Here is a 26,337-nt window from a genome sequence, read left to right on the forward strand (position 1 = left end):
GAGTATATTCCAAATATTTTTTTTGTTTTTTTGATAATCCTTCTTTAAAATAATTATTTTCCAAGCATTGCAATTTCTTCTGCGAATGTTCCCAGAACCTTTTTAGATAATCCCTCTACAAATTTAAGGGATCCTGCACATTCATGTCCTCCACCATCTATTCCTGCTTCTGGAATTTCTCCATCAAGTTTTATAATTATTGTGTTTAAATTGAATCCAAACATTTCATTTACAGCATCTGTAGCCCTTATTACTCCAAAATCAGGCCCGTAAGAAAGAGTTACTATTGGGGTTTCTTCACCATATTTTTTAACCATTGTATCATGCACATAACCTGTGGTTTTACCTGGTGCAGGATATGTGAATTTAAAAGCAAATTTTTCAACATCTAACACGTTAAATATCACACCATTTGGTAATTTCTGGGTTTTAAGGTTAGGAAGAGCAGCTCTAAGCTGGTTTTTAACTCTCTTTTGAGATTCCTTGTAAAGTGCTTCAATGAGTTTTGAATGTTTATCCCGGTTTCCAATGCCAAGAATTGTGTCCATTATTCCCCTACCATTCATAAATCTCAGATAAAACGCTTCAAAGTCTACACATGTGGCTATTTTTTCAAGATCTTCCCTATCGTAACCTTTAAAATCTGAAATTTCTATATATTTTTGAGCTTCATCAGAGCTTGCATGATCACCTACAGCTGCAATTCCAGGTAAATGCATTAATTGCTCTTTAACTTCAGGATTTATCATTTTTGCAACTTCAAATGCAAGTGCACCTGCTGTTATTTCTGAATTACCACCTACAAGATAAGGATTTACATGCACATCCACATAATCGTCTACAACCACTCTTTCATCAACTACTTCGCCAGGATAATGATGATCTATAACTACAATTTCTATATCATAAATTTTAGCTTTTATAAGAGCTAAAACATCCTCCTCTGTTGATCCATTGTCTAATAAAACTATTAATGGTAATTTTTGACCGTGTCTTTCCCTATCTTCAAGTGCAAATGATAAATCTTTTACAACATCCTCAATTTCATAGAATGGTGCTTTACTTGGCGCTCTTTTAAAAAAATGCCATTCAGCATCACTTCCAGGATTTATATCTCTTATAAGAGGTACTACTGCTTTTTCTATGGCTACTCCTGCACATATTCCATCTGCATCTGCATGGTGTCTTACCAGAACTGATCTTCCATCAAAAATAGCCCTTCTTATGGCTTTTGCAGCTAATCTCATCCTTTCTTGAAGTTTATTAAGGACTTCACTTTCAATCATTAGCTCTGTGGTTTCAGGTTCTGCTTTTTTGTCTATTGCTTCATCAATTAATCTTCTTGCATCAATTGATTCTTTTCCATGCAGTTTTTCAATAGATTCTGATTCTATCTGTATTTTTCCACTGTGAATATTCACTTCACCGAGGACTTCCACTATGTTTCCGATGCTTATATGTGGATATACTCTGATTCCAGGTTCATCAAAGGCTGCAGCCCATGTTGTAGATGTTTCATCTGATATTGTGAATATGGTTGGTCCTGAAGTCTGTTGAATTTGAATTACTTCCCCTACAATTCTAACAGTTCTTTTAACATAGTTTGTAGTTATTTCACCTATAAGGCTCCTTGCAATGTTTTTTCTAAGCTTAACTAACTCATATTCTCCTTTTATATTTGATTTAACAAGGTCAACTTCATCTTTCCCGCCTTTACCTTTTTTAATGTCTATTACTTTAACTAAAAGGTCATCGCCAACATCATATCCTAGCATTCGACCTCTAAGTAATCCAAATAATTTTTTTGAAAGGCTTACAAATATTCCCCAGTCTTCAACCCTTGTGACTTTTCCTTTATAATCTGCACCTCGTTCAAGATCGTTTATATCACATGCTGGGTGCAAAATATAGACTTTGTTTTGAACTTCACAGTCTTTGCAGTAGTCTCCTGATTCTATTTTCTTACCGCATTTTTTGCACTGGTTCATTTCACCTTTTCCTTCACATACAACACATTTTTCAGTGACTTCTATTTCGCCTTTTCCTTTACATACACCACATGGAACTTCTTGTTCTTCATTTAAATCAAATCGTTCCATTGCACCGCTTGAAATGCCTTTAACATGTTTTTTTACATCTACCTGGTCTTTAAAGCAACTTCCATGGCATGCTTCGCAAATTTTATAACTTATGACTTTATGTCCCTTTCCTTTACATTCTAAACAAATTTTATTCATAATATACCTCAAATTTTTCGAATTTGGGTTCAGAAAATACTATGTATTTTCTTCAACTCAAAAATAAGAATTATCTAATAATTTATCAATTATTTATCTTTTATTTATATTTCATTTAAATTTAGTTGGGTTCTGCTTTACTATACTGTTCTTTTTATCCTTATATTCCATTGCTTTGTCCATAAACTGATTTGCAAGCTGCACATGAGGGTTACCAGTGTTATTATTCTTTTGCTGGAAATAGGGAATAGCTTGCTTTAATTCTAATGTAGCATTAAGCTTTGAATCTATTTCTACCATCAAATTTTGCATATAACCTACAAAAACCGTATCTTTAGTGGCTTGAGCATAATTTAAAGCTTCTTGTGCTGAATTTTTTGATGAATTAAATTCTGTAATTGCATTATTACAGTTTGTGGTCGCACTATCTAATGAATATTTATTTAAATCTGATGCTGCATTGTTGTAATAATCGTCTCCTTTTTTAAGATGGTCATTGATTGTTGAGGAAAGTCCATTTATTTTACTTAAATCTGATTGAATACATCCAGATAAAGCTACAACAAGCATGATTAGAATTAAAGGGATAACTGTGTTTTTCATATTTTTCACGTGAACATTGATTAATAAACATCTAATTTTAACACTTTAAAATCTTATGATTTTAAATGTTTGGAAACCTACGGTTTCCTCAACTTTAAAATGTTATCTTTAATTTATTATATAATTAATTTAAGTTATAGCTTTATAAAATTAGATATTAATATTTATCAAGTTAAATATTCATTTTATTTTTGATTATTTAACTTTATTACCAGTATTAAATGTTATTTTAAATTTTGTACCCTTATTTTTTACCATTTCTATGTTACCATGTATTTGATCTGTTAGGGCCATAACTAAATGCAAACCAAGTGATTTCGTGTTTTTATAGTCAATATCCTCTGGAAATCCAATACCATCGTCACTGACAGTTAAAACATATGAATCATCCCCATTGGAATGTAAATCAACAGTTATAGTACCTTTTTTTCCATTAGGGAATGCATGTTTTATAGAATTAGTTACAATCTCATTAATGATAAGGCCACATGGAATTGCCGTGCTAACATCGAAGGATATATTATCTGCACTAACCTGAGGAAGTATAATCCCTCTAGTAATTCCATATGAACGGAAAAGGTCATTTATAAGGCTTTTTATGTATTCTTCAAAATCAATTACCGATAAATCTTCTGATTGGTACAGTTTTTCATGGACAAGAGACATTGTTTTTACACGGTTTTGACTGTCTCTAAAAAGCTCAAATGTCTTTTTATCATCTATATACCTTGATTGCAGTCTAAGTAAGCTTGAAACTATTTGCATGTTATTTTTAACTCTGTGATGTATTTCTTTAAGTAGTACTTCCTTTTCTTCCAGTGATTTTTTTATTTTTTCTTCTGCAATTTTATGTTGGGCTTCAATTTTAATATTGTGAAGTGCAAATCCAATATCTTCAACTAACTTACCCAGTAATGTTACTTCATTACTATCAAAAGGTTCTTTATGTTCAGAACAGATGTTTAGAACCCCATAAATTTTAACTCCTGAAAATATAGGTAAAGCAATGTAAGAAGTATTGCAATCATTTATATCGCCCTTATCATTAGATTCTTGGTGAGCATTATCCGCAGTGCTAGGATTGACTTGAGTTTTACCTGTTTTTATTGCCATTTCAATTGGAGTTTCTCCTGTAACTGGATTATTCCCTGTAACATTAAAAAATTTTAGATTATCCTCACTAATACCTTCTGATGCTACAGGTTTTAGTTTAAAACTATTTTTTTCAACTTTACCAATCCATACGTAATGGAAATCTCTTGTTTTAAATAAAATTTCGCATACTTTCTTTAAAAGAGTTTCTGGATCTTTTTCTTTCACTATAAGTTGATTAATATTACTTATTGATATCAAAATTGAATTTAAATGCAGTATTTTTTCTTCTGCCCTTTCACGTTCTATTATTTCTATTTTTAATTGTTTATTCTTATTTGAAAGTTTTGTTATTTGAGTTTTAACTTGTCCCCAACTTCTGTATAATCCGTAAATAATCAGTATGTATGCAATTATTCTAATTATGACCAGATATTGTTCTAATGGACCTTTTAGACCTACTAAAAAGAAAAAATGAGAAATTCCAAATAGCAAGAAGGCTAAGGCAATATAAAGTGCAATTAAATTTTTATTTATTTTATAAGTTGCAAATCCAATTACAACAATGATTAAACTAAGTATTAGATTTGCTAAATATATCGGATCCAACACCAGCGGCATTCCATTCCCTTCCAAATCTACACTTAATTATTTATGCTTATATAATAAATTTTTATCCATAAAATTTCGTAAAATAATTCTGAGAGTTTTTCTAATTAATTAAACTTTTAAATAATCCTTTTTTACTTCCAGATACATTATCTGTTCCTGTTTCCAGTTTTTCAATATATTCTTCCTGTAATCTTAATTTCACTTGCAGTTCGTTGATCTGGGCTTTTAATTGATTTCTTTCATTTTTCAGCGTTTTCAAGATGGCCTTTAGTTTTTCAAAGTCATTTTTACGAGTGATTTTCACGAATTCATCAACTTCAAAAGGATTATTCCTATCTAAATGGATTAAATATTTATCATGTACTATTTGGCGTTGCCTCATCTTTTTATCCATTATTACTGTGATATCCTTACATTTACGAACCCTTGCATCTACAACATCCAATTTAATCACCTGACTATATATCAAGTGAATTAATGTTATAACTGGATTGTTAGAGCATCAGAAAAGTAATGATTCAAAATATAAAATAATAAAAAATAAACAATCTTAAAAAATTAGCTATTGTGCAGTAAAGATTATTACCTGTATACGTGAACATATCTGTGGAGCTGATATTATGATAAAATATGTAGATTTTAAAGTATTAAGTAAAACAAAGCATTTTGCCACAGATATTCTTTTTAGATATAAAGACGACAAAGTTACTAAATAAAAACATGACTTTATTAAGCCAAAACTAAATTCATTTAATTTAGAAATTGATACAGACCATTCCATGACCATAGAAACAGATTATAATAAATCCACAGAATAATTAATAGTTGGGCTAATAATTACATTCCCTGATCATCGTCCATCCACACGTACTCCTAAAGAGGAGTCTTTAGAAAAAGCTAAGATATTGGAAAAATATAAAAACTTATTCTTAGAGTTTTACAGCCATTTAGAACAGCAATTCACTTTAAATAAAAAAATAAAATTAGTTAGCTCTCTGATATATTCCTCCTTCCACATGCGGGGCAGTCCCAAAACTTTTCTTTAGTTCCTAAAGCTTCGATTACGTTTACACGCCCTATATGGTGGCATAATTCGCATTCTCTTTTTTCTTCAGCCATGTTTTATCCTCCCCCCTATTTAATTTAATATTTTTTGTAATTCCGCTCACTATAATCTCCCATAATATTTGTATTGTATAAAAAAAGTTAATAAAAATTTTATTTATTCATTGAATCTTATTCCAGCTCCATAAAATGTAATTTTAGCATTTTCCCATTTAGGACCTACAGTTTTTGGAAATTTTACAAGCATACTAATTACTATGCCAAAGTTAATCTCAATATCTGGGAGATCAATCTCAATCCACTGTTTTCCATATTGTTGGTTAATTTTTCTAACTCTATTTTGGTCTATATATATTTGATTGGGACCATCCCAAAGATCTACTCTTGTAATTTCTGCGTTTCCTTCTCTTTTTATATAAATAAAAGCATCTCGTAACTCTACATGATCATCATTGTCTATTTGTGTTGGAGTAGGAATAGCTAATTGAAACCATCCACTGAGATCTTTATTATAAAATTTTCCTGTAGCCTCAGCTCCCCATCCAAAGTGTAATAGCTGAGATATGCCTGCTTGATCTTTCACATTCAATCCACTTGTCCAAAAATCATAATCTCCCATACATTTCACCTCATTTAGTTTTTCCTAATATTTTAGGAGCTTAAAAATGAAAAATATACCCATTTTTTTTTAACAATAAGTAAATCCATTTTCACTTTGATGAGTAGTTGTTATCACATACACAAAAAATTTTTAATTAGTGTATGTGATTACTATCGCGATGTATGCTTAAAACAATTTAAAATAGAATATGGAAAAGTAATCAAAAATTTATGAAAAAAAGAAATATTTAGAAGTATTTAAATACTCATTTTTATTAAGTTTATATATGGATCTAAGCATTATTTCCTTAATAATATCATTTATAGCAGGTTTAACAGCTGCCATAATTTCTACTGTATGTGTCATCTTTACTTTTCTAGGTTCCTTGCTTTTCTTCTCTAATTTTTCAAATTCTTTACTTATTTTATAACTATAAATGCAAAAACCCGCGAAGATTACAGATATAACGCTCAAAAATAAAGATTTAAAAAGATCCATAATAACCCCATGAATAAAAAAAAATGAATATCTAAATAGTATTTTTTGATTTATACTGATTTCCACAAACCATGAATACTACAATATTCTCTGGCACTGATTTTGCTGGTATCATCAATTTTAATCTCAAATTCAGCTTGCGGTTCATCACCCGGTTTTAATGATTTAATGTAAGCACAGTTATCAACCAAAACTTCAATCCACTCAATAAAGTGATTTTCCTCCATTGGATGTGGAATTGAACCAACTTTGACTTTTAACCCATTAGCAGTCTTTTCAATAACTGGAACATGTTTTTCAAACCCTGTATCCTCAGTTTTTTCTTCAAGTAATTCCATTAGCTGACCACAGCATACAAGACTTCCTCCACCAGCATGCATAACTTCCACTATATTTCCACAAATATTACATCTGTAAACCTGTTTATTTTCAGTCATTTTTTCAAACTCCTTTTAATATTCTTCAGATCTTACTTCAAAGTATTTTGTTGGATGATCGCATGATGGACATTTTTCTGGAGGTTCATTTCCGTAAAATATGTAGCCACACTTACTGCAGTTCCACTCTAAATCTTTTTCTTTCTTTAATAAAGTTCCAGCTTCTATCTGTTCTAATATTCTGGTGTATCTATCTTCATGATGAACTTCTGCATGTCCAATTGCCCTTAATCTGTCTGCTACGTCCATTAACCCTTCTGCTTCTGCAGTATCAGCAAATTCAGGATACATCTCTGAATTTTCGTATTGTTCTCCTGCAATTGCTGCTTTAAGATTTTCTACAGTTGTTCCATAGATTGTCGGTGCTGCAGCTTCAACCATAATTTCATCTATTTCCTGGTTAGTTTCAGCTTTTAGCTCATTAATCATTTTCATTAACCATTTAGCGTGCTCTCTTTCATTATCTGCAGTAATCAGGAAAATATTTGAAAGCTGAACATATCCTTCCTTTTTAGCAGCTTTTGAGTACATTGTGTACCTATTTCTTGCCTGACTTTCACCAATAAACGCTTTTGCCAAATTTTCTATGGTTTTTTGCATAATATCACATTAGTTTATTTGTAACTTCAAGTTTATAAATTTTTATGGTCAATTGAAAACCGTAAATAGCTCAAACATCATTTAATATGAAGATCAGTTAAAATCTGCCTTTTTCACATATTCATTAATTGTATCAACTAAAAATTTATGAAATTCTTTATTTCCCAATTCTCTTTTTATGAAATTTGCTAATAAACTTCAAAAACCTAATTTATTCCATTATATCCGAAATTATTTATTTATCATGGTAACAATATTTAATTTGAACTCAAATTTATCTTAATAATCTTTTTCCGGTGAATTTTATGGAAAATAATAACGATAATACCAATGCTAAGATACCAGCTTTAATAATTGCAATAATCGCTTCATTTTTGACCCCATTTATGGGATCAGCTATTAACATAGCGCTTCCATCTATAGGAAATGAATTTTTAACCAATGCTGTCCTGTTAGGCTGGGTGCCAACAGCATTTTTGTTAGCAGCCGCCATATTTGCAGTTCCTTTTGGACGAATTGCAGATATTTATGGTATGAAAAAGGTTTTCACCTACGGAATGATAATTTTTACTATTTCATCTCTACTCTCTGCAATAGCACCTTCAGCAGTTTATTTAATAGCTTTTAGAGTAGTTCAAGGAATAGGGTCTGCTATGATTTTTGTTACAGGCCTTGCAATTGTAACATCTGTTTATCCTCCCCATGAAAGAGGTAAAGCAATAGGTTTCACCATTGGTGCTGTGTACATAGGTCTTTCGCTTGGACCTGCTCTTGGTGGAATTTTAACACAATATTTTGGATGGAGAAGTCTCTTTTATTTAATGGTACCCATTGGAATCATGGTTATAGCCCTAATATTCTGGAAATTAAAGGGAGAATGGGCAGCATGTCAAGGAGAAAAATTCGATGTTCCCAGTACAATACTCTACAGTTTAGCTTTATTGACATTTATGTTTGGATTTTCAGAACTTCCAGGAATAATTGGAATTATAATGATAATAATAGGTGCAGTAGGTCTTGCAGCATTTGTTATGCTGGAATTAAAAGTAAAAGTGCCTGTTTTTAACATGAGACTCTTTAAAAATACAACTTTCGCATTTTCAAGCTTAGCTGCTTTAATCAACTACATGGCCACATTTGCAGTGGTATTTTTCCTGAGTTTATATTTGCAGTATATAAAAGGTTTAGATCCACAAACTGCAGGCTTTATCCTGGTAGCACAGCCAGTTATCATGGCTGTTTTAGCGCCTGTTGCTGGGAAACTTTCAGATAAGTACGAACCAAGGATAATTGCCAGTATTGGGATGGGATTAACCACTATCGGATTATCATTTTTCATCTTCTTAGATATGAGCACCAGCATATTGTTCATAATATTAGGATTAATTATTCTGGGCTGTGGATTTGGCTTATTTTCATCACCAAACACTAATGCCATCATGGGATCTGTGGAAAGAAGGTTTGTAGGAATTGCATCAGCAACTGTAAGTACAATGCGACTTATTGGGCAGACATTAAGCATGGGAATAGCCATCCTTATACTCTCATTAATTATTGGAAAAGTAATGATAACTGCAGATAACATCCCTGATCTTTTAGGGAGTATACAACTAGCATTTACAGTGTTTACAATACTTTGTTTTATAGGAATTTTTATATCTATGGCTGGAAAAAAGAAAAAAATAGAAAAAACAGATTAAAACCAAAATACGGTTAGTTCTGTTTGGATACTGTGGAATAACCGTCGATTTTTTCCACTTTGAAAACATTGTCTGCAAAACTTCCTAGCTCTCTTTCATGGGAAACAAGAATAACTTGAGGGCATTTCAGTTCATTTAAAATTTCTCTAACTTTGTATAATTGTTCTCTGCTAAATCCATCAGTTGGTTCATCCAATATTAATAAATTGGATTTCATTCCTGTAGAAACGTGCTGAACTACATTATTTAAAGCTAAACGGTAAGCTAAAGCCACACTGGTCTTTTCACCACCACTTAAATAATTAATATCTTGTTCAAACCCATCTTGTTCTACAATTGGGGTGAATTCTTCATCAATTTTTGCATTTTTGGAAGTATCTTCAATTAGAATGTTAAACCATTTTTGGAAATTATCATTAAACTCCTCAAACCTTTTTTGCATCACATGTTTTTCTATCAAGCTGAGTGTTGGAATCAAGTAGTCATTAACCCAAATATGATAATCATTGCACTTACTCAACTGTTTAGTGAGACTTTCCTTTCTCGCTATCTCATCTCTAACTTTTGATATGTCCTCAAGCAATTTTTCCATTAAAGTTTTAGCTGAAGCCATATTTTCTTTGATTAATTGCATTTGGGAAACTGTCTTTTCATATTCCAATTTTGATTCAACAATTTTAGGTGGAACATTTGCTAATTCTGCTGATTTTTCTTCAAATTTAGATAAATCCTGTTTTAAATCATTGATTTCATTAGTAAGAACATTGATAGACTCTTTATTCAATTTTATTTTAGCAAGATTTTTTTTAAGTTGATATTTAATGTTTTCCAATTCTTTTTGGCTTCTATTATATTCTTTAAGTTTATCCATTAAAACTTCAAAATGATTTATATAATCCTCGATTTCATCAAAATCAGTGTGATATTCCGTTATTGATTCTAAATTTATATCAAGGCTGCTTATTTTTTCTTTTATAGAAATAATTTTATTTTTCACCTTTTCTAAATTTGATACTTTTTCTGTAAGGAATTTCAAATCATTTAAATTATTTTCAAGATTTTTTAATTCTTTTTCATACTGCTTTAATTCTTCTTTTCCTTTTTCTTCAACATGACTTAACATTCGGTTTTCAGAATCAATTTTTCTAATACTTGTGTCGCTTTCAGTCTTCAAATTCTTTTTATGTTCTTCATTTAATGTACTACCGCAAATAGGACATAAATCCCCTAAACCATCTAAATTTTCCAATTTTTCAGTGATATCTGATTTTTTAGCCTCTAACTTGTATATCTTTTTAGAAACTATTTGCAACTGTTCTTTATGGGAATCCACTAAATTGGATTGTTCTTCTATTTTAAGTTTTAATGATTCTTGTTCATTCTGAAGGTCTTTAGAAACTTTTTTTTTCTCATTTCCAAGCTCATTTTCGAAGGATTGCCTATTATCATTTAACATAACTAAATTAGAGGTTAAACTGTCACGATCTTTGACGATCTTTTTAATTGCAGCTAATTTACCACTTAGATCCTCTTCAGTTTCATTAGTTGGCTTTTTAATCTTTTCAATCTTTTCAATTTGTAAGATAAATTTCAGCCTATTTTCTTCTTCTGCATTTTTAATTTCATCTTGATATTTGATTGATAACTCTTCTTTATCTTTTATTTGCTTTTTTAAATGAGGAATTTCAGCCTGTATTTTTTTTAGTTCCAGTTCTGACTCTTGTAACTTTTCAAGTGCTTCATTTTGCTCTTTAAGTAGTTTTTCAAGTTCTTCTTTACTAACTTTGAATTTGGCCAGCTTATTTTCATTTTCTTCTAATTTTCCTTTTAAAATAAACAAATCCTGCTTTTTTTCATCTAAATCTGCTGTTTTAGCCTTTAATTCAATAACTTTATCTTTTATTGACCGAGATATTAAATTTGCATTTTCTGCTGCGATTTTATAATCTTCTATTCCAAAGGCTTTTCTTAAAGTTTGAAGTCTATCATCTGGTTTTTGAGATAGTATATATTTCATCTCTTCTTGAGGAGTATAAACTGCATATCTAAATATCACGCTTTGGGCTCTTGGATTAAGTGGTTCTTTAAAATTAAGAATATCTAAAACTTTTTCCTTGATTTCTGAAGCTGATAAATGAATTTTTTTACCATTAATACCTAAAAGACCCTTATCTTGCCTTACAGAGCCATCCTTTTCATTTCTTATAAGAGTTCTTCTAATTTGATAATTATTATTTCCCACCATGAATTCTAAAAGTACTGATCCATTTTTAGAGCCTTTACGAAGTATTGAATCACCTTTTTGGTTTCCAAGACCAAAAAGAGCAAATTCAATTGCCATTAATATTGTAGATTTCCCAGAACCAATATCTCCTTCAAATAAAGAGGTTCCCATAGGGAATTCTATTGGTTTATGGTTTTTGTAGCTCCTTATATTAGTCATGGAAAGTGTCTTAAAAATCATTTTAATTACTCTCCAAATCTAATACTTCTAATGATTCATTTAAAATTCTATTATGATAATCTAATTTCTTTTCATTAGGTTTTGGGCTTTGTCTTATGGTTTTCATCAGTTCTAAGGCAATTTGTGCACCACTACGGCCATTCAATTGTTTCTGCATCACTTCTATGTTACTAACATTTTCCAGGAGCAAATTTTCCTCTATCTCTGCTGTAGTTTCACCTTTAACCCTAATTTCTGAAAATTCTTTAGAAACAAGGCCATGATGATTAATACTAACATGAATAGCTCCCGCTTCCCTTATAATTCGCCTAATCTCATAAAAATTAATATCAGATGTTTTACCTCCTGATAATTCTCCTTTGACCTTTATAATAACTATTTTATCATCTAATGATTTCTTTTTTATTTTAGATAGTATTTCTTCATATAATTGATTAGAATTTTTATGATTGGCTTCAAATTGCATAAATTCATATTTAGCAATGTTTAATTCGTGAAATTTAACATTAGATATTTTTTCATCAAATTCCACAATAAAAAAACCTCTTTTTTCTCCTTTAGCATTCATTTCTAAATCTTTAGGATATCCAGCAAAAGGAGGCCCAGAATAAGCGACAACCCCATGGTTTTCAAACTTATTTTCACATATCTGTTTGTGTATGTGCCCGCCAGCATAGTAATCAAAATTTTTAGGCAATAATTTAATATCAATACCATCCATTTTAGATAAAAAATCAGGTAACAAAGTCTTTATTGCAGTGTGAAAAACGAATATTTTAAATCCTTCTTCATTTTCAAGACTTCTCCTATCTAACATACTATAATAAGTATCATCAATACCCATTTTCCGCCCAGATATACCTGTTAACTTAGCATTAGTTTTTTCATCAGTTGTAAAATTTAATTTAATCTTTTCTTCTCCAAAATCATCTTTAATAACCCTGGCATCAAATAGTTTTTTCAATAATCCGCTTTCAGTTATTACATCAATAATAGATGTTTCATTAGGGCTGAAATCATGGCTACCATAATTAATATAAACAGTAATGCCTTTCTCTTTTACTTGTTTTAATTTTCCTACAGCTTCTTTAACAACACCCATGTCTGGAAGATTTGAATGGAACAAATCACCAGCAATAATTATAAAATCAACTTTTTCTTCTAAACATACATCTAAACATTGTTTAAATGCATTTATTTCTAATTTTTTTAATTCAGGGTATTTTTGAGCACCTAAATGGCAATCAGCAAGATGAGCAAATTTGTACATGTCATATCAACCTATAAGTTCTGTTTCACCCTCTATTTCAGGTTCTTTGGGCATTTTTTGTATATATTCATCAACAAATTTTTCAAATTCAGGAGTGTATATTGGAATAGCAAATCTTGTGAAAACACTGCTTACTATGGCTTCACCCTTATCTAAACTTGCAATTATCCTATTATCATCAGAAAGGTCTTGGGACGCACTATCTATTATAGCTGACCTTTCAAGAGACATTTCATTTCCTAAAATAATCTTTGTATTCATATTAGCTAAAATTGGCCGTGGAATAACACTTGATAACTGGGTAATTGCAATTAAACCTATTTTGAATTTTCTTCCTTCTCTAGCTATCGTACCATAAATATTGTTTCCTCCATGGCTTTCTAAAGCATCCTTTCCTAAAACCCTCGGAGCTTCTTCAATCACGATACTAATCACAGGCTTGGATTTTAAATCAACCGAATTATACCTTTTATATCTGTTGAAAATATTGCTAGATATGATACTTCCTACAAACAGTTCTTCAAAGTCGCTCAGCTTTGAACTGTCAATAATCACTATTTTTCCATTTTCAAGAGCTTCAATAATGTCATTAATTGTGGATAAGCCTGAATCGCCACCTATAAACAGATTGCTTTTATATGTGCATTTCCCGTCAGGATAATATATATCTGAAATAGAACAAATTCCAAGCTTAGTTTCAATTTTTCTCTTTAAAACATCTGCAGTAGTTTCATTAATACCTAACATTTTAAGAGTTTGCTTATCTTTTCCTTTTGCAACTTCTTTTATCCAATTTTCACCATATTTATTATAAAACATTCTCATGGCTTCTTTTTGAGCAGAAGAGAATCCACCTATTCCACTAAAATGATTAGGCCTTATTTTTTTAATATTTATGGCTAATGTTTGTGCACTCTCATTATTACTATCTGGAGAATAATATTCTAACTTTTCATCTTTTTTAGGATGATTACGTAGCCCTTTTCTCACATTATCCCCGTAATATTCATTGTGAGGATCTAAAACCAGTATTCCTGCGCCTTCTGAATCTAAAATACTCCAAAGCATTACCCTAACTAAATTACTCTTTCCTCGACCAGTAGTTGCGGGTATTAAGATGTGATGTGTTAAAGATTTGATTAAATCAATGTATACTTTAACATCTTCTTTTGTAGTTGAACCACTCCTGAGATCTCCTAAATAAATTGAATTTTCAATATTCTCAGGTTCTAAAAATTTCAAATCAGACTTTTCTATAGATCTAATAGGACTAAAAAAATCAGGTAATCTTTTAGGGCTTTTAGTGATGTATCCTGGTTTTTTATCTTTTTCATTTTCATTATTATTTTCTTGAACATGGAGCAGAGATTTAGCTCTACCCAACACATAATTAGTCAATTCAGGTTCCATAAACCCTAAATCAGGATTATATCCTTCTAATTCCATTCCTGAAAGAAGTTCATGAGTTGATTGGGGAGCTTGACTTCGATATTCAATATCTTTAATTTGAAGAATAGAATAATCCCTTATATTTTTATTTGCTGCTTTAGATGCGCTTTCAACAATTAAAAGTTCACCTAATTCTAAATTTTCACCAGTTTTTTCTCTGATAATAATATCTTTCAATCCGCCGCCTATAATCTGACCTCTTTTGTTCATCTACGCCTGCCCCCAACGTTATTGTCCATCCAACTTTTCATGAGTGTTAATAATTTTAATAAGAGGATTGGTTCTTGACCAAAGCCCCATCCTTGAAAGTTCAGAATATAATTTAGTTTTATAACCTTCCATCTCTTCATTTTTAACTCTTGCCCATAAATCCGCCTCAATGAGGCCATAAGGATAGCCCGGAACTTTAATATCTCTGGAATAATCAGCAATACATGAAACTATTTCAAATATTTCTTTTTCACTCATAGTATCTGCTTGTTCTTTAAATATTTCAAATCTAAATGCTGTATGGGCATGTTTATTCAATTTCACAACCATGATAACTGCATTATGCTCACGATTCTTTTCTTTACTCCGCGCCACAGGATAATAACACCATTTATCGTATTTAATATTTGAATCTTCTACCAATCTTTGAATAGAATCAATAAGAGAAACTTGAGTATCAGTAGTTAATCTACATGTTTTAGACAACCCCGTGAAAATCACATCTTTCTCCATCGCTTTCCTAAAAGCTTTTTCCACATATTTATATTCATTTTGATGACCTGTTTGCAAAGATCCGTCTCTTAAGATGATATCTCCTGATTCAAGCTCTAAATCTATGACTTTCTCGGCAATTTTCCATTCTGCGAATCTTCGAGCCATTGATGCCATTCTATCCATTCCTGCTTGTGTTCCTGCATCTACATTTTCTTCTCGGGCCTTAGTATAAAGATCTCTTTCATCAGGTAAAAATTCGTTGAATTTATCCTTAACTGGCCTTATTTTTGTTTCAAAAAAGATATTTTTATCCTCCAATTTAGAAGAAGTATATGAAAGAAAATCAATTCTTTGAGGAATTCCAGATTGGAGTAAAAATCGTTTATTATTTTTAAATATACTGAAATATATACGGTTTAATTGCACTGAGTAAATTGGAGAAGGTAATATTTCCTGGTTTCCCCCATCAACGAATGCAATTTTTCTATTGGAGTTAGCTGAATTAATTTGATGGAAATTTTTTTTATTTAAGGGATATGACTGGTAATCAGAATCACTGAAATAAGGATCTCCCAATTCCCTTTCAGATAAATCTAAACTCAAAATTTCAGCAATTTCTTTTATGCTCTTCATGATGAAGTCACTCTTTTTTATATTAATTAATTGTTCTTTAATGTTATGAGTAGTACTTATATTTTTAGCCTTTTCCCTTATTTACATTAGTATTCAAAGAGAATTTTAAAAACGCAATAATAACATTTTTAAGATTGTTCAAAATTGTTATGTGCCTATTTTTAACCATATCTTTGGTAAAAATTAATTTTTGTTTAATCATTATCAGTTAAAAATAAGTAAAAGAGAATCCAAATCCTTTCTTATGATTACAATCACTAAAAAAGAGAATCTCATTTTAAACCAGATCAAATATTTAAAAGCAGAATATAGTGATGGCGTACCATATAACATTTTAAAATTGAATTTAGATATATCTGAAACTGATCTTAAAGATATACTAAATAATCTTGAAAATAAAGGACTCATTTCTAAAATTGACAATTATATCAAAATTCAAAGAGTTGAAAATGAAATTAATGTTGTAAAATCCCGAAAAGAGGTTATAAAAGAGGATCTTAACCAAAGTGAAGGTAAAGCATTCAAGATTATCCAAAGTTTAGCAGGAGATAAAGGTATAGTATCCAGACATATTTTAGAGGGAAACTTGCTTTATGGTGATTTAAAATTAAGTAATCTTCAAATGTATCATTTAGTCATTGGACTTGAAAATAAAGGTTTAATAAAAAAAATTCAACTAAATGACGGTGAATATTACTCATTGTAATCATTTATATTCTATTAAATTATTTTAACGATTAATCCCGATTTTTTTTCAAAATACTGTTATTTAACTCTTTTACAATTATGAAAACATGAATTTAAATAGAGATTAATTCTCAAAATAAATAAAAATTAAAAAAAAGTTAAAAGCTCAATTTTGAACTTTTATTTTCAAATTATGCAGGTGTTAAATATTTAGGATCACCATTAACATGTTCTTTACCATGAACTATGCAGTAGTCAGCATCACAGCCGCCTTTACCCATATCACAGTAAAACATTCCTTCTGGACATCCCTGCTGGTTTGTGTAGCTTAATGTATGGTACTTAGTGCAATGAGGACAATAATTTACATATGTTCCATGGTGAATGTTGTAATCTGTGTATAAACTACATGAACATTTTCCATCTGCAGATACAGTATCTGGTGTTATTACAGGATTTCCTTCCACTGGATTGTATTTCGGTGTACTTGGTGTTGAGCTTGGTGGTGTGTAAACTGGAGTATATGTCTGCACATATTTGTAAACCCATTTAGTTCTCCACTTACCTTTGTATTTGTATCTTACTTTTACCTTGTATTTTGTAGCAGCTTTTACTTTTTTAGTGACTTTCTTTGCTTTTACTTTCTTCTTTGATGATTTAATTGTTTTTATGGATGCCCCTGCATTTACATTCAGTTTATTTTCGTTTAAACCAATTTTATCATTACTATTGGGTGCAACTTGGTTTTCTGTCCCTCCAACTAAAGGGAAAATACATACAACCATGCCTAATACAAGTAGCAGTGCGCATGCAGATTGTCGCTTAATAATACCGCCTCCTTGTCCAATGCATTAAATATGTAAAATTAGGACATTTTGGGCTGTTAATACATCTTTTGTATATTACATATAAATCTTATTATATACTTTTTTAAAAAATAAGCCCATATATTCTTTTTTTCAAAATTTAACGCCATATTTAGTGGTATTTTAATAAAAAACCCATGATCAATTTGCTCTAATCTGCTTTTTAATAAGTTATACTGTATTAAAACAATATTTTCTTAAAACACGACGATTTAAAGCTCTTTTTTTAGTTATTATATTATAAACGAGCTTTTAATTTTATGATGTAATCCATTATATAAAAATAAGAATATTAAACATTTTATTTTAAAAAAGAAGAAAATACTCAATTTTTTATGTGAAAATAACTGTTAATACAATATTTACAAATTATTTAATTTAAATAAAAATAAAGAAAATAGAAACCAATTCTTTGCATTAATTTAGGTTTCTTAAGCTGGTGTTAAATATTTAGAGCCACTATAAGTATGTGATTTACCGTGAACAATACAATAGTCAGCATCACAGCCGCCTTTATTTCTATCACAATAAAACATTCCTTCAGGACATCCCTGCCCGTTTGTGTAGCTTATAGTTCCATATTTATTACAGTAAGGGCAATAATTAACCCATGTACCTGTATGGACATTATAATCTGTATGTAAGCTACAAGAACATTTAGCATTTGCAGATACTGTTTGAGGGACAATTTGAGGATTACCCTGCACTATACTACTCGCTTTCACTTTTTTATATTTATATCTGGACTTTTTGTACTTGTATGCTGCTTTAACTTTTTTGTAGCTCGTTTTTTTATATTTATAACTTTTTTTAACTTTAGATTTTTTAGCTGCATTTACTTCTAAAACGCTTTTATCGCTTAAAATTATTTGCGTGTTTGAAGAAGTATTTTGGCTTTCCGCTGCTCCTACTGAAGGGAAAACTGACATTGCTATGGCTAAAACCAATATTAACGCACTCTTTGATTTCCACGTAATTATACCGCCTCCGTGTCCCCTGTTTAAATAAATATTACATAGGGACATTTTGAAGTACTTAGTTATAGTACGGACATATATAAAGATTGTGGTTTTATTTCTCAAATAAAGAGTTATTATAATCTTTTATTAGATTTAAAGCTCTTTAAAAAGATATTTTTATAACAAATTTTTGATAAGGAGTCTTTGATCTTATTTCTATTAAATATGGTCCTATTAAACATTATTTTACAAAAATAACCCTCATGAATGCTTTTTTAAAATGTACCCTTATATTGAAATTTATTATAACACAGCCAAGAAACGCAACATAATGAATATCTTAAATTTCACCCTAATTTAAACCTATAACCCTCATAAAATTAAAATTAACCCATATAACTGTATATAACTTTGTTTTTTAAAAAAGTCATATTGATAGCATATAATTTATATAAATCATTTCCCCAGAGAATAAGTTAATAAAACCTATCTAAATTAAATATTTTCAAATACAAGTTAGCAATATTAAAAATACGGAAAATAATTATGATAATCATGTTTTTTACTAAAAATTTAAAATGGAGATAAAAATAATGATACTTATTGTCGGTGGAGCAGGATACATAGGATCCCATTTAAACAAAAAAATCAATGAAAAAGGATATGAAACCATAGTATTTGACAATTTAAGCTATGGACATAGAAATTTTGTAAAATGGGGAACTTTCGAGCAGGGAGATTTAGGAAATATAGATGAAATAAGAAATGTTTTTAAAAAATATGACATTGAAGCAGTGATGCATTTTGCTGCTTTTACCTATGTAGGTGAATCTGTTGAAGATCCACAAAAATATTACCTAAATAATGTTAAAAACACGTTGAATTTGCTTCAGGTGATGCTTGAAGAAGATGTTAAACACTTTGTTTTCTCATCAACATGCGCCACATATGGAGATCCTGTTGAAATTCCTATAACTGAAAATCATCCTCAAAATCCTATAAATCCTTATGGAAGGGGTAAATTAATTATTGAACAAGTCTTAAAAGATTATAGTCATGCTTATGGATTAAAATATGCCTCACTTAGGTATTTTAATGCAGCAGGAGCTGATCCTGACTGTAAAATAGGGGAAATGCATGACCCTGAAACTCATTTAATACCCCTCATTTTAGATGCTGCAGATGGAAAAAGAGAAGATATAAAGATATTTGGAACAGATTACGATACTCCTGATGGTACCTGCATCAGAGATTATATTCATGTGACTGATTTAGCTGATGCCCACATACTGGCCCTTGAATATCTTCAAAATGGTGGAAAAAGTGATGTTTTTAATCTTGGAAATGGAAATGGTTTTTCTGTAAAAGAAGTTATTGAAGAAGCTCGAAAAATCACAGGCAAAGAAATAAAAGCCACAGAAGCTCCTCGAAGATCTGGTGACCCTCCAACTCTCATTGGTAGCTCTAAAAAAGCTATGGAAATATTAAAATGGAAACCAGAGTATCATGATCTCTCAAAGATTATAGAAACTGCCTGGAACTGGCATAAAGAAGTAAATAAATAATAATATTGTTTTTAAATTATAAAAAACAGTTTTTTCTTTTTTAAATATTTTTTGTCAATTTAATTAAGATGTTGCCCTATAAAACAAAATGTACCAAGCTACCATAATAATTATCGCAAATACCACTCCCATAAAAATTAAGCTTTTATCATTGCCAAATATGATAGGAATAGGCCCTATCATAATAATACCGCCCGTATGAACTTCACCAGTTTTTTGTGATGACTGTAATGCTGTTCCCACAAATACCAGTACCACACCAACGAAAATAATGATAATTCCTGATATAATCAATGTGTTGGTATCCATATTCATCATCTTAACTATTTTTATAAATATAATGATTATTTGGATTTAATCTCTTTTTTAAGTCGGTATTCAATTTTTTCATCCAAAATCTGCTTTTCTATAACTCCGTTTAAACACATTTCTTCCAGTATTTCATCAAATTTGTTATTTAACTGACATTCATCATCACCACTGTTTTTACAAAGCATTGCGAAACACGGGCAGATAATTAGCTCCTTTAAATCCTCCTTTTTTGTCCATGTCCCTGTTTTATTTAAAACATCATATATTGAAAGGTAGGATAAAAGTAAATCTTTTTGTTTGTCTGTAATGTTGATATCATCACGTGAACCTTTTATTTCACTTATTAACGAATCCACTGCATTTAACTCATTTTCAGGCACCATTAATAGAACATGGACCTCGGTTGATAGATATGAATCGCCCCGAATTATGTCAAAATGATCCATGCTGAATACTATTCCTCCTGTATCTTCTACAAGTTCTTTTAGTTCATCAAATCTGTATACACCACCACGAAAATGTAAGATTTCATACATAGGAACCATTTAAGCATTTTTTAAATATCACCAATTGAATCATTTGATATATTTCTGTCTTTAATTGGATATTTAAATAATGATGTTACATTTTATTTATATATTATTAATAATATATTAAAATTATGGATAGTCGAGGGATAATAACCAGTGACCTTATATTTGCATCTATTTTAATATTAATGGTGATTGGGAGTATTTTAACCATTATTACTGAACGGTTAGATGCTGTATCTAAAACTGAAGAAACAGGAAAAGCCAGAATGATAGCAGAAAACGTTGCTGAAATTATAAACAATGTTTATTCTGGTGGAAATGGTCATTCAGCAAATATTAGTTTACCTGCTAATATTACGGACAAAAATTATGAAATAAAGATAAATTCATCTGGAGTATTCGTTTTAATTGATGGAATGATAGGTAAGGCTTATGTTGCTCCCAATAAATTCTCAAGTAGTGATTTATTTAAAGAAACAAGCATTTGCATGCATAACAACAGGAAATACTTGATAAAAAACGTAGCAGATGAAGATGGAAATAACTGGATAATTATAACTGAAACTTAATTAAAATACTTTATGAAAAATAAGTATATAAATATTAAGTTTGATATATTGATTTATGGATAATAAAGGTCAGATATCATTAGAATTTATTCTTGTAATAGCCGTGATTATATTAATTATTGTGTGTATTGCTTCTTTTTTTGGAGGGGAAAATGAAATAACTCAAGCTATGGCTGCTGCACGAAGTGGAGCGATAGAAGGAGCTAACTTAAATAGTTTTGCTGTTTATCCCAAAGAAACATTTGATGATTACACAAGCAAACATCCAAGGCTTTTAAGCCAAAGCAATGTAAAAATAATCAATATTAACTATGTAAATTATGGGTCAAATAATACATATAATAAAACAAAAATTCAGCTTCAAATAACTGCTTCAGCCCCCAGTGTCAATACTAAAAGTGACAAGAATGCATTAGGAGATCGTGTGAATTTTTATGTAAGAAAAAGTATATGCGAGTCTTTTGGAACCTCAAATCTAACAAATAAAGTTTTTAATCCTGCTTTTTCTAATAGATATGTTTTTACCACTGCTGATGTAAAATGGACGTGAATTTTCCAAAAATCTAAAAAAATATTTAAAATTAAACCTATTAATCATTTTTTCGTTTTAATAAGCAATATACTGTCCTAAGAGGAATATTTAATTTTTTTGATATATCTTTAGCAGAAACCCCGTTTTTATGTAAATTCTTTACTTCATCCTCTGTTTCTTTAGAATATTTTGGTTTCCTACCCCTTTTTAGTTTGGTATCTTTAAGATAATAAACAGTTTTTAGGGGTATTTGAAGTTTTTGGGATATTTCCTTTGTACTTGAACCTTCATTTAACATTTTTTGGATAAGCTCAGCTTCAGTTTTATCATATTTTTTAGGCCTACCTCTCTTATCAACAGGTTCAACTTCAATCCCCAGCTTTGAAAGTGCATCTAAATACTTTTTTGATGTTCTAGCGTACAGACTACGGGGACTTTTTATTTTTTTAAGATGAGGATACTTTTCTAAAAGTTCCATAATCACTTGTGAGGATAATGGTTTATTAATATAGATTTCATCATCCAATTTACCACCAATGTATATTTTATATTATCCACAAATTAAATTTTGCGAAAATATCAAATTAAAAAGTAAGAATTATAAATTGTTAATTATTTTTTTATCATTTCTAAAAACTGTATTGCACGTTTAGAAGTTGGTTTTCCAAAGGTTTCAATTTTTTCTTTTTCTTTTTGAACATGAGAAGGATTAACTGAAAATATGTTGGCTGCAATTTCAATAGGGATATTTCCAGTTATATTTAAAATTGCAGAACCCACAGCAGGTGGATCAGACTTAACATGGAGTCCTTTAATCTTATTTTCAATATCAAACTTCTTAGCTACAACATCCTTAATAACTGGAACATATTCAATCTTTTCATCAGTGTAATCCTTTAATATTTCAACTATTTCTTTGTCAAAATCTTTAAATGCTTTTAACTGGTTTGAATCCAAATTCGGACGTAGATTAGGGAAAGGTCCCGAATATTTACTTCTTCTATCATAGGTTGTAGTTAAATAGTATTTTGCAATATCCCATAAAATTAAAATTCTTGGTATTTCAATGAAAAGCTTTCTTTTAATTTCTTTTCTTTTTTCAATGTCATTTTCAAGCTCTTCATCAAGAATATCATTATTATCCATTAAATTGTTCTCATTTAGAATCTCATTTAATTTTTCATTTCTTATTTCCTTTCTATCTTCTAAATCAGGTGTTATTGATTCCGCGAATTCAGTTGCTTTTATGAAAGCATCATCATAAATATTAATCTTTTCTTCATTGGCGAGAATGTCATTTAATACCTTATCTTGAATTTTATTTGCAATTTCCCCTGCAGATTTCACATAAGCAATTGCAATAGCTGTTTGAACATTTTTATCATTTATTATGGCTGGTTTTTTACGGTAAAATTGTATAAATTCAATACGTGCATTTGAACCGTATTTTTTTCTGATTTCTTTTTCATAGTTCACTTCTTCATCTGCATCAATGTTTTCTCTTTTTCTAATCCATCTTCCATCTTCAAAAACCTTAACAACAAGAGAAAGTGTTTTTACAATGCCTCTTTTTTCGTGTTTTAGAATTCTAACAATATTTCTGAATGCTTCTCTTCCAAGAGGAGACAGATCAGAAATTCTAACCATGTACTCCCCGGACATAGGCAAATACTTAAGTGCATCTAATCTGTAAACACCCTGTTCATTTTTGTCTAATTTTAAATCAGTTGATCCACAAGTGCATTTTTTAGATTCTATATATTCAATTTCATGCCTTATGTATTTCTTTCCACATTTTTTGCATGTAATTGTTGCAAATTCTTCAAGGTGTCCGATTGCAATTTTATGAGATGCTATGGATGATTTAACTCTATCTAACACATTTTTTTTAGCTGCAGCCTTCATTCTAAAGTATTGTGTTTGCCTGGAAACATCATGAATTTCTTCAGCCTTCAATTCTGTTGTAGAAGAACGAGAAGATCTAATTAGAGATCTGTATGGTGCTTTATAGCCTTTAATTTCCATAGTGTCCCTAAATTCATACATTTCATCAATATTTTTTTTTAAATAGTGATATACTACAATAAAGCTTTCAAAGTCGTTTATTTCATCGACTTGTATTCTTTGACGTTTTACCTGGTCAAGAAATTTCTCAGCCCTTGCAATCAAAACAGACTCGTTCATTGTAGCTCCCTTACTAAATCCTTATTAAATTTATTTTATTCTTTCACCTATATTTGCAGTTTCCGCGCTTAATACATTTAAATTATCTGCTGTTGCCAGTATCATTCCCTCGGATTTTATTCCAAAGAGCTTTGCTGGTTTTAAATTTACTAAAACAACCACTTGTTTATCTTTTATTTCTTCAGGAGAATATTTTTTGGCAAGACCTGCTACAACCTGTAATTTTTTCTCTTTAATATCAACCATTAATTTTAGTAAGTTATCAGAACCATCAACACGTTCAGCTCCAATTATTTTACCAATCCTTAAATCTATTTTAGCGAAATCTTCAATACTTATTATATTTTTCATATTTACATCATCCTTTAAATTTTCATAAAGTGCTTCTTTTTCTTTTTCAATTATCTCATCATCAATTTTAGAAAATAATGGCTTTGCTTTACCTATTTCATGGCCTGAAGGAATAAATTCATTTGCTTTTTCCCATTTAGATGTTTCAAAACCATCTAAATTCATTATTTTCATTATTTGTGAAGATTTAACTGGAATATATGGAGTTAAAATTACAGCTAATGTTTTTGAAAGCTGATTACATAAATATAAACAGTTTGCAGCTGTTTGTGGATTTTCTTTTATTGCTTTCCACGGTTCTTTATCATTAAAATACTTATTACCGAATTTTGCAAGTCTAATTATCTCAATAAGGCCTTCCCTAAACTTAAAGTTTTCTATATGATTGGAAACCACGTCAGGAATGCTCATAATCCTTTCTTTAAATTCTTCATCAAATTCATCAAATTCAGAGGGTTCTGGTATCTTTCCATCAAAGAATCTACTTGTAAATGAGAAAGTTCTGTGTAAAAAGTTTCCCAGTACATCTGCAAGCTCGTCATTTACTCTTCTCCCGAAATCATCCCATGAAAAATCAGTGTCACGAGTAAGGGGCGCATTTACAATAAGATAATACCTTAAAATATCAGAATCAAATTTTTCAAGGAAATCTGCAGCCCAAATGACCCAATTTTTACTTGTTGACATTTTTTGTCCTTCAAGTGAAAGATATTCACCTGCAACAATGTTTGTGGGAAGTTTACATTCATATCCCATAAGTAATGCTGGCCAGAAGATTGAATGGTGGTATATTATGTCTTTCCCTATAAAATGGATTGCTTTATCATTCCAGTAATCTTCCCATGATTTATTTTCTTTTCTACTCCATTGTGCGGCTGATGATATGTATCCAAGGAAAGCTTCTCCCCATACATAGATTATTTTACCTTCAGCACCATCTAATGGGACGGGTATCCCCCATTCCATGTCTCTTGTAAGAATCCAGTCTTTTAATCCTTCTTTTATCCATTGAAGTGCATAATTTTTAACATTTGGAGGTAATTGTTCATTATTACTTATCCAGTCCTTTAATGCTTCTTGAAAATGACTTAATTTAAAAAAGTATTGTTTTGATTCTTTAATTTCAGGTGTTGAACTACATATAAGGCATTTTGGTTCTTCAAGTTGAATAGGGTCTAAATGTCTTCCACAGACTTCACAATGGTCTCCTCTCGCTCCTTCTCCTTTACAATGAGGACATATTCCTTCTACATATCTATCTGGTAAAAATCGTTTGCAGTTATTACAGTATGGCTGTTGAATTACTTTTTCATAGATATAACCCTTTTGATAAAGTTTTAAAAAGAAATTCTGGGCAATTTCGTAGTGAACTTTATCAGTTGTTCTTGAGAAGTAATCAAAAGAAATATTACATGAATCTAAGTCATGTTTAATCATTTTATGATATTTATCGGCGATTTCTTTGGGAGATTTTCCTATTTCTTCTGCTCTAACTGCAATTGGAGTTCCATGTTCGTCTGTTGCACAAACAAAAAGAACATCAACATCTTTCATCCTATTATAGCGAGCATAGATATCTGCAGGGATGTAGGTCGATCTTAGATGTCCTAAATGACAGGGTCCGTTTGCATAGGGCAGTGCACAGGTAATAAATACTTTACTCAAGTCAATTCCTCCTTACTAAAAGATGAATTACAAAGTCATTAATGGACTTGAAATTCAGTGATTTAAGTTATAATAAGATTTAAATAGCTTCAAAAAGCATGAAATAGTTTTTCAAGCTGTATATACAATTTCTAAATTTAAATATATA

At 30.3% G+C, this 26,337-nt stretch carries 24 protein-coding genes; 5 read left to right on the plus strand and 19 right to left on the minus strand.

The genetic code is table 11. The annotated features are described in order from the left end of the window. Positions 1–53: 53 nt before the first annotated feature. The 8 genes from HZC47_08370 to HZC47_08405 form a co-directional block, all read right to left on the minus strand. Positions 54–2,237 (minus strand): DHH family phosphoesterase, encoded by a 2,184-nt coding sequence (locus HZC47_08370; protein ID MBI5680892.1) that lies wholly within the window; start codon positions 2,235–2,237, stop codon positions 54–56. Between the two features lie 111 nt (positions 2,238–2,348). Further along, entirely contained in the window at positions 2,349–2,840 is a 492-nt protein-coding gene (locus tag HZC47_08375) for a hypothetical protein (GenBank protein MBI5680893.1), read from the minus strand. 195 nt (positions 2,841–3,035) lie between these two features. Beyond that, complete coding sequence (locus HZC47_08380) at positions 3,036–4,553, minus strand: GAF domain-containing protein (GenBank protein ID MBI5680894.1); 1,518 nt, start codon at positions 4,551–4,553, stop codon at positions 3,036–3,038. 91 nt (positions 4,554–4,644) lie between these two features. Further along, positions 4,645–4,989 carry a DUF241 domain-containing protein gene (locus HZC47_08385; protein ID MBI5680895.1) on the minus strand — a complete coding sequence of 115 codons (345 nt, stop codon included), beginning with the start codon at positions 4,987–4,989 and terminating at the stop codon, positions 4,645–4,647. A gap of 777 nt (positions 4,990–5,766) precedes the next feature. Further along, positions 5,767–6,228: a hypothetical protein gene (locus tag HZC47_08390; GenBank protein ID MBI5680896.1), complete on the minus strand. Its 462-nt coding sequence runs from the start codon at positions 6,226–6,228 to the stop codon at positions 5,767–5,769. A gap of 210 nt (positions 6,229–6,438) precedes the next feature. Further along, complete coding sequence (locus HZC47_08395; GenBank protein ID MBI5680897.1) at positions 6,439–6,708, minus strand: hypothetical protein; 270 nt, start codon at positions 6,706–6,708, stop codon at positions 6,439–6,441. Between the two features lie 50 nt (positions 6,709–6,758). Next, positions 6,759–7,145, minus strand: a complete 387-nt coding sequence (locus tag HZC47_08400) for a desulfoferrodoxin (protein MBI5680898.1) — start codon at positions 7,143–7,145, stop codon at positions 6,759–6,761. Between the two features lie 15 nt (positions 7,146–7,160). After that, complete coding sequence (locus HZC47_08405) at positions 7,161–7,745, minus strand: rubrerythrin family protein (GenBank protein ID MBI5680899.1); 585 nt, start codon at positions 7,743–7,745, stop codon at positions 7,161–7,163. 305 nt (positions 7,746–8,050) lie between these two features. Between HZC47_08405 and HZC47_08410 the strand changes: the two genes are divergently transcribed. Continuing rightward, positions 8,051–9,445: an MFS transporter gene (locus HZC47_08410; GenBank protein ID MBI5680900.1), complete on the plus strand. Its 1,395-nt coding sequence runs from the start codon at positions 8,051–8,053 to the stop codon at positions 9,443–9,445. Between the two features lie 13 nt (positions 9,446–9,458). On the opposite strand, the gene HZC47_08415 is transcribed toward HZC47_08410, so the two are convergent. The 4 genes from HZC47_08415 to HZC47_08430 are packed head-to-tail and all read right to left on the minus strand — an operon-like array spanning position 9,459 to position 15,966. After that, on the minus strand, positions 9,459–11,909 hold the full coding sequence (locus tag HZC47_08415; protein ID MBI5680901.1) for an SMC family ATPase: 2,451 nt from the start codon (positions 11,907–11,909) through the stop codon (positions 9,459–9,461). A 1-nt stretch (position 11,910) separates the two neighbouring features. Then, positions 11,911–13,179 (minus strand): exonuclease SbcCD subunit D, encoded by a 1,269-nt coding sequence (locus HZC47_08420; protein MBI5680902.1) that lies wholly within the window; start codon positions 13,177–13,179, stop codon positions 11,911–11,913. 6 nt (positions 13,180–13,185) lie between these two features. Beyond that, on the minus strand, positions 13,186–14,838 hold the full coding sequence (locus HZC47_08425; protein ID MBI5680903.1) for an ATP-binding protein: 1,653 nt from the start codon (positions 14,836–14,838) through the stop codon (positions 13,186–13,188). Between the two features lie 18 nt (positions 14,839–14,856). Beyond that, positions 14,857–15,966 carry a DNA double-strand break repair nuclease NurA gene (locus HZC47_08430; GenBank protein ID MBI5680904.1) on the minus strand — a complete coding sequence of 370 codons (1,110 nt, stop codon included), beginning with the start codon at positions 15,964–15,966 and terminating at the stop codon, positions 14,857–14,859. Positions 15,967–16,210: 244 nt separating this feature from the next. Between HZC47_08430 and HZC47_08435 the strand changes: the two genes are divergently transcribed. Further along, positions 16,211–16,672 carry a hypothetical protein gene (locus HZC47_08435; protein MBI5680905.1) on the plus strand — a complete coding sequence of 154 codons (462 nt, stop codon included), beginning with the start codon at positions 16,211–16,213 and terminating at the stop codon, positions 16,670–16,672. 172 nt (positions 16,673–16,844) lie between these two features. Here HZC47_08435 and HZC47_08440 read toward each other — a convergent pair whose 3' ends face one another. Further along, on the minus strand, positions 16,845–17,438 hold the full coding sequence (locus HZC47_08440) for a hypothetical protein (GenBank protein ID MBI5680906.1): 594 nt from the start codon (positions 17,436–17,438) through the stop codon (positions 16,845–16,847). 512 nt (positions 17,439–17,950) lie between these two features. Continuing rightward, entirely contained in the window at positions 17,951–18,601 is a 651-nt protein-coding gene (locus tag HZC47_08445; GenBank protein MBI5680907.1) for a hypothetical protein, read from the minus strand. Positions 18,602–19,071: 470 nt separating this feature from the next. Between HZC47_08445 and galE the strand changes: the two genes are divergently transcribed. Further along, positions 19,072–20,043, plus strand: coding sequence for a UDP-glucose 4-epimerase GalE (gene galE / locus HZC47_08450; GenBank protein MBI5680908.1), 972 nt, complete (start codon positions 19,072–19,074; stop codon positions 20,041–20,043). A gap of 63 nt (positions 20,044–20,106) precedes the next feature. On the opposite strand, the gene HZC47_08455 is transcribed toward galE, so the two are convergent. Both HZC47_08455 and HZC47_08460 read right to left on the minus strand, forming a co-directional pair. Beyond that, entirely contained in the window at positions 20,107–20,352 is a 246-nt protein-coding gene (locus HZC47_08455; GenBank protein ID MBI5680909.1) for a DUF131 domain-containing protein, read from the minus strand. A gap of 35 nt (positions 20,353–20,387) precedes the next feature. Beyond that, positions 20,388–20,900, minus strand: coding sequence for a methyl CoM reductase subunit C (locus HZC47_08460; protein ID MBI5680910.1), 513 nt, complete (start codon positions 20,898–20,900; stop codon positions 20,388–20,390). 116 nt (positions 20,901–21,016) lie between these two features. Between HZC47_08460 and HZC47_08465 the strand changes: the two genes are divergently transcribed. After that, on the plus strand, positions 21,017–21,457 hold the full coding sequence (locus HZC47_08465) for a hypothetical protein (protein MBI5680911.1): 441 nt from the start codon (positions 21,017–21,019) through the stop codon (positions 21,455–21,457). 55 nt (positions 21,458–21,512) lie between these two features. Next, positions 21,513–22,007, plus strand: a complete 495-nt coding sequence (locus HZC47_08470) for a class III signal peptide-containing protein (protein MBI5680912.1) — start codon at positions 21,513–21,515, stop codon at positions 22,005–22,007. Positions 22,008–22,047: 40 nt separating this feature from the next. Here HZC47_08470 and HZC47_08475 read toward each other — a convergent pair whose 3' ends face one another. From HZC47_08475 to metG, 3 genes are all read right to left on the minus strand, one after another. After that, entirely contained in the window at positions 22,048–22,515 is a 468-nt protein-coding gene (locus HZC47_08475; GenBank protein ID MBI5680913.1) for a helix-turn-helix domain-containing protein, read from the minus strand. Between the two features lie 86 nt (positions 22,516–22,601). Then, positions 22,602–24,173 (minus strand): DUF530 domain-containing protein, encoded by a 1,572-nt coding sequence (locus HZC47_08480; protein ID MBI5680914.1) that lies wholly within the window; start codon positions 24,171–24,173, stop codon positions 22,602–22,604. A 30-nt stretch (positions 24,174–24,203) separates the two neighbouring features. Beyond that, a complete protein-coding gene (gene metG / locus HZC47_08485) occupies positions 24,204–26,189 on the minus strand; it encodes a methionine--tRNA ligase (protein ID MBI5680915.1) in 1,986 nt (661 codons plus the stop codon). Positions 26,190–26,337: the final 148 nt, after the last annotated feature.

It is taken from the genome of Methanobacterium sp. (genome assembly GCA_016222945.1).
Taxonomy (GTDB): Archaea; Methanobacteriota; Methanobacteria; order Methanobacteriales; family Methanobacteriaceae; genus Methanobacterium_D.

Coding starts and splice junctions, on each gene's coding strand:
- HZC47_08370 (MBI5680892.1), bottom strand. CDS start 2,237: ATGAATAAAATTTGTTTAGAATGTAAAGGAAAGGGACATAAAGTCATA.
- HZC47_08375 (MBI5680893.1), bottom strand. CDS start 2,840: ATGAAAAACACAGTTATCCCTTTAATTCTAATCATGCTTGTTGTAGCT.
- HZC47_08380 (MBI5680894.1), bottom strand. CDS start 4,553: ATGCCGCTGGTGTTGGATCCGATATATTTAGCAAATCTAATACTTAGT.
- HZC47_08390 (MBI5680896.1), bottom strand. CDS start 6,228: ATGGGAGATTATGATTTTTGGACAAGTGGATTGAATGTGAAAGATCAA.
- HZC47_08395 (MBI5680897.1), bottom strand. CDS start 6,708: ATGGATCTTTTTAAATCTTTATTTTTGAGCGTTATATCTGTAATCTTC.
- HZC47_08400 (MBI5680898.1), bottom strand. CDS start 7,145: ATGACTGAAAATAAACAGGTTTACAGATGTAATATTTGTGGAAATATA.
- HZC47_08405 (MBI5680899.1), bottom strand. CDS start 7,745: ATGCAAAAAACCATAGAAAATTTGGCAAAAGCGTTTATTGGTGAAAGT.
- HZC47_08410 (MBI5680900.1), top strand. CDS start 8,051: ATGGAAAATAATAACGATAATACCAATGCTAAGATACCAGCTTTAATA.
- HZC47_08415 (MBI5680901.1), bottom strand. CDS start 11,909: ATGATTTTTAAGACACTTTCCATGACTAATATAAGGAGCTACAAAAAC.
- HZC47_08420 (MBI5680902.1), bottom strand. CDS start 13,179: ATGTACAAATTTGCTCATCTTGCTGATTGCCATTTAGGTGCTCAAAAA.
- HZC47_08425 (MBI5680903.1), bottom strand. CDS start 14,838: ATGAACAAAAGAGGTCAGATTATAGGCGGCGGATTGAAAGATATTATT.
- HZC47_08430 (MBI5680904.1), bottom strand. CDS start 15,966: ATGAAGAGCATAAAAGAAATTGCTGAAATTTTGAGTTTAGATTTATCT.
- HZC47_08435 (MBI5680905.1), top strand. CDS start 16,211: ATGATTACAATCACTAAAAAAGAGAATCTCATTTTAAACCAGATCAAA.
- HZC47_08440 (MBI5680906.1), bottom strand. CDS start 17,438: ATGGTTGTATGTATTTTCCCTTTAGTTGGAGGGACAGAAAACCAAGTT.
- galE (MBI5680908.1), top strand. CDS start 19,072: ATGATACTTATTGTCGGTGGAGCAGGATACATAGGATCCCATTTAAAC.
- HZC47_08455 (MBI5680909.1), bottom strand. CDS start 20,352: ATGGATACCAACACATTGATTATATCAGGAATTATCATTATTTTCGTT.
- HZC47_08460 (MBI5680910.1), bottom strand. CDS start 20,900: ATGGTTCCTATGTATGAAATCTTACATTTTCGTGGTGGTGTATACAGA.
- HZC47_08465 (MBI5680911.1), top strand. CDS start 21,017: ATGGATAGTCGAGGGATAATAACCAGTGACCTTATATTTGCATCTATT.
- HZC47_08470 (MBI5680912.1), top strand. CDS start 21,513: ATGGATAATAAAGGTCAGATATCATTAGAATTTATTCTTGTAATAGCC.
- HZC47_08480 (MBI5680914.1), bottom strand. CDS start 24,173: ATGAACGAGTCTGTTTTGATTGCAAGGGCTGAGAAATTTCTTGACCAG.